Genomic DNA, 4,548 nt, shown 5'->3' on the forward strand with positions numbered 1-4,548 from the left:
TAGTGTGTTATACTTTACTTGGAAGTGGTTGCCGGAAAGAGCGAAAATGCCTCACATTTGTGCCACCTAAAAAGGAGCGATTTACATATGAGTTATGCAGTTTGTAGAATGCAAAAAGTGAAATCAGCTGGACTAAAAGGCATGCAATTTCATAATCAAAGAGAGCGAAAAAGTAGAACGAATGATGATATTGACCATGAGCGAACACGTGAAAATTATGATTTGAAAAATGATAAAAATATTGATTACAACGAACGTGTCAAAGAAATTATTGAATCACAAAAAACAGGTACAAGAAAAACGAGGAAAGATGCTGTTCTTGTAAATGAGTTGCTAGTAACATCTGACCGAGATTTTTTTGAGCAACTGGATCCAGGAGAACAAAAACGATTTTTTGAGGAAAGTTATAAATTATTTTCCGAACGATATGGCAAGCAAAATATTGCTTATGCAACAGTTCATAATGATGAGCAAACCCCTCACATGCATTTAGGTGTTGTGCCTATGCGTGATGGAAAACTGCAAGGAAAAAATGTGTTTAATCGTCAAGAACTGTTATGGCTACAAGATAAATTCCCCGAGCATATGAAAAAACAGGGTTTTGAGTTGAAGCGTGGTGAACGTGGCTCTGACCGTAAACATATTGAGACAGCTAAATTTAAAAAACAAACTTTGGAAAAAGAGATTGATTTTCTAGAAAAAAATTTAGCAGTTAAAAAAGATGAATGGACTGCTTATAGCGATAAAGTTAAATCAGATTTAGAAGTACCAGCGAAACGACACATGAAAAGTGTTGAAGTGCCAACGGGTGAAAAGTCCATGTTTGGTTTGGGAAAAGAAATAATGAAAACAGAAAAGAAACCAACCAAAAATGTTGTTATATCGGAGCGTGATTATAAAAACTTAGTGACTGCTGCGAGAGATAACGATAGGTTAAAACAGCATGTTAGAAATCTCATGAGTACTGATATGGCGAGAGAATATAAAAAATTAAGTAAAGAACATGGGCAAGTTAAAGAAAAATATAGTGGTCTTGTAGAGCGATTTAATGAAAATGTAAATGATTATAATGAGTTGCTTGAAGAAAACAAGTCTTTAAAGTCTAAAATAAGCGATTTAAAGCGTGATGTGAGTTTAATCTATGAAAGCACTAAGGAATTCCTTAAGGAACGTACAGACGGCTTAAAAGCCTTTAAAAACGTTTTTAAGGGGTTTGTAGACAAGGTAAAGGATAAAACAGCACAATTCCAAGAAAAACACGATTTAGAACCTAAAAAGAACGAATTTGAACTAACTCATAACCGAGAGGTAAAAAAAGAACGAAGTCGAGATCAGGGAATGAGTTTATAAAATAAAAAAAGCACCTGAAAAGGTGTCTTTTTTTGATGGTTTTGAACTTGTTCTTTCTTATCTTGATACATATAGAAATAACGTCATTTTTATTTTAGTTGCTGAAAGGTGCGTTGAAGTGTTGGTATGTATGTGTTTTAAAGTATTGAAAACCCTTAAAATTGGTTGCACAGAAAAACCCCATCTGTTAAAGTTATAAGTGACTAAACAAATAACTAAATAGATGGGGGTTTCTTTTAATATTATGTGTCCTAATAGTAGCATTTATTCAGATGAAAAATCAAGGGTTTTAGTGGACAAGACAAAAAGTGGAAAAGTGAGACCATGGAGAGAAAAGAAAATCGCTAATGTTGATTACTTTGAACTTCTGCATATTCTTGAATTTAAAAAGGCTGAAAGAGTAAAAGATTGTGCTGAAATATTAGAGTATAAACAAAATCGTGAAACAGGCGAAAGAAAGTTGTATCGAGTGTGGTTTTGTAAATCCAGGCTTTGTCCAATGTGCAACTGGAGGAGAGCAATGAAACATGGCATTCAGTCACAAAAGGTTGTTGCTGAAGTTATTAAACAAAAGCCAACAGTTCGTTGGTTGTTTCTCACATTAACAGTTAAAAATGTTTATGATGGCGAAGAATTAAATAAGAGTTTGTCAGATATGGCTCAAGGATTTCGCCGAATGATGCAATATAAAAAAATTAATAAAAATCTTGTTGGTTTTATGCGTGCAACGGAAGTGACAATAAATAATAAAGATAATTCTTATAATCAGCACATGCATGTATTGGTATGTGTGGAACCAACTTATTTTAAGAATACAGAAAACTACGTGAATCAAAAACAATGGATTCAATTTTGGAAAAAGGCAATGAAATTAGACTATGATCCAAATGTAAAAGTTCAAATGATTCGACCGAAAAATAAATATAAATCGGATATACAATCGGCAATTGACGAAACTGCAAAATATCCTGTAAAGGATACGGATTTTATGACCGATGATGAAGAAAAGAATTTGAAACGTTTGTCTGATTTGGAGGAAGGTTTACACCGTAAAAGGTTAATCTCCTATGGTGGTTTGTTAAAAGAAATACATAAAAAATTAAACCTTGATGACACAGAAGAAGGCGATTTGATTCATACAGATGATGACGAAAAAGCCGATGAAGATGGATTTTCTATTATTGCAATGTGGAATTGGGAACGGAAAAATTATTTTATTAAAGAGTAGTTCAACAAACGGGCCAGTTTGTTGAAGATTAGATGCTATAATTGTTATTAAAAGGATTGAAGGATGCTTAGGAAGACGAGTTATTAATAGCTGAATAAGAACGGTGCTCTCCAAATATTCTTATTTAGAAAAGCAAATCTAAAATTATCTGAAAAGGGAATGAGAATAGTGAATGGACCAATAATAATGACTAGAGAAGAAAGAATGAAGATTGTTCATGAAATTAAGGAACGAATATTGGATAAATATGGGGATGATGTTAAGGCTATTGGTGTTTATGGCTCTCTTGGTCGTCAGACTGATGGGCCCTATTCGGATATTGAGATGATGTGTGTCATGTCAACAGAGGAAGCAGAGTTCAGCCATGAATGGACAACCGGTGAGTGGAAGGTGGAAGTGAATTTTGATAGCGAAGAGATTCTACTAGATTATGCATCTCAGGTGGAATCAGATTGGCCGCTTACACATGGTCAATTTTTCTCTATTTTGCCGATTTATGATTCAGGTGGATACTTAGAGAAAGTGTATCAAACTGCTAAATCGGTAGAAGCCCAAACGTTCCACGATGCGATTTGTGCCCTTATCGTAGAAGAGCTGTTTGAATATGCAGGCAAATGGCGTAATATTCGTGTGCAAGGACCGACAACATTTCTACCATCCTTGACTGTACAGGTAGCAATGGCAGGTGCCATGTTGATTGGTCTGCATCATCGCATCTGTTATACGACGAGCGCTTCGGTCTTAACTGAAGCAGTTAAGCAATCAGATCTTCCTTCAGGTTATGACCATCTGTGCCAGTTCGTAATGTCTGGTCAACTTTCCGACTCTGAGAAACTTCTGGAATCGCTAGAGAATTTCTGGAATGGGATTCAGGAGTGGACAGAACGACACGGATATATAGTGGATGTGTCAAAACGCATACCATTTTGAACGATGACCTCTAATAATTGTTAATCATGTTGGTTACGTATTTATTAACTTCTCCTAGTATTAGTAATTATCATGGCTGTCATGGCGCATTAACGGAATAAAGGGTGTGCTTAAATCGGGCCATTTTGCGTAATAAGAAAAAGGATTAATTATGAGCGAATTGAATTAATAATAAGGTAATAGATTTACATTAGAAAATGAAAGGGGATTTTATGCGTGAGAATGTTACAGTCTATCCCGGCATTGCCAGTCGGGGATATTAAAAAGAGTATAGGTTTTTATTGCGATAAACTAGGTTTCACTTTGGTTCACCATGAAGATGGATTCGCAGTTCTAATGTGTAATGAGGTTCGGATTCATCTATGGGAGGCAAGTGATGAAGGCTGGCGCTCTCGTAGTAATGATTCACCGGTTTGTACAGGTGCGGAGTCGTTTATTGCTGGTACTGCTAGTTGCCGCATTGAAGTAGAGGGAATTGATGAATTATATCAACATATTAAGCCTTTGGGCATTTTGCACCCCAATACATCATTAAAAGATCAGTGGTGGGATGAACGAGACTTTGCAGTAATTGATCCCGACAACAATTTGATTAGCTTTTTTCAACAAATAAAAAGCTAAAATCTATTATTAATCTGTTCAGCAATCGGGCGCGATTGCTGAATAAAAGATACGAGAGACCTCTCTTGTATCTTTTTTATTTTGAGTGGTTTTGTCCGTTACACTAGAAAACCGAAAGACAATAAAAATTTTATTCTTGCTGAGTCTGGCTTTCGGTAAGCTAGACAAAACGGACAAAATAAAAATTGGCAAGGGTTTAAAGGTGGAGATTTTTTGAGTGATCTTCTCAAAAAATACTACCTGTCCCTTGCTGATTTTTAAACGAGCACGAGAGCAAAACCCCCCTTTGCTGAGGTGGCAGAGGGCAGGTTTTTTTGTTTCTTTTTTCTCGTAAAAAAAAGAAAGGTCTTAAAGGTTTTATGGTTTTGGTCGGCACTGCCGACAGCCTTGCAGAGCACAGTATAGTGTGTTATACTTTA

General features: G+C 35.7%; 4 protein-coding genes. All 4 read left to right on the forward strand.

Annotated features, from left to right (window positions below):
- Window positions 1–87: 87 nt before the first annotated feature.
- Window positions 88–1,350: a MobV family relaxase gene (mobV, locus tag KA833_RS13615; protein WP_000119405.1), complete on the forward strand. Its 1,263-nt coding sequence runs from the start codon at window positions 88–90 to the stop codon at window positions 1,348–1,350.
- Between the two features lie 244 nt (window positions 1,351–1,594).
- Complete coding sequence (locus tag KA833_RS13620; protein WP_000336291.1) at window positions 1,595–2,578, forward strand: protein rep; 984 nt, start codon at window positions 1,595–1,597, stop codon at window positions 2,576–2,578.
- A 168-nt stretch (window positions 2,579–2,746) separates the two neighbouring features.
- On the forward strand, window positions 2,747–3,508 hold the full coding sequence (gene aadD1, locus KA833_RS13625) for an aminoglycoside O-nucleotidyltransferase ANT(4')-Ia (RefSeq protein ID WP_001014230.1): 762 nt from the start codon (window positions 2,747–2,749) through the stop codon (window positions 3,506–3,508).
- Between the two features lie 216 nt (window positions 3,509–3,724).
- Window positions 3,725–4,129 (forward strand): bleomycin binding protein, encoded by a 405-nt coding sequence (bleO, locus tag KA833_RS13630; RefSeq protein ID WP_001242578.1) that lies wholly within the window; start codon window positions 3,725–3,727, stop codon window positions 4,127–4,129.
- The last annotated feature ends 419 nt before the right edge of the window (window positions 4,130–4,548 follow it).

The sequence above is a fragment of the Staphylococcus sp. GDY8P67P genome (genome assembly GCF_017892545.1).
In the GTDB taxonomy this organism is placed as follows: Bacteria; Bacillota; Bacilli; order Staphylococcales; family Staphylococcaceae; genus Staphylococcus; species Staphylococcus ureilyticus.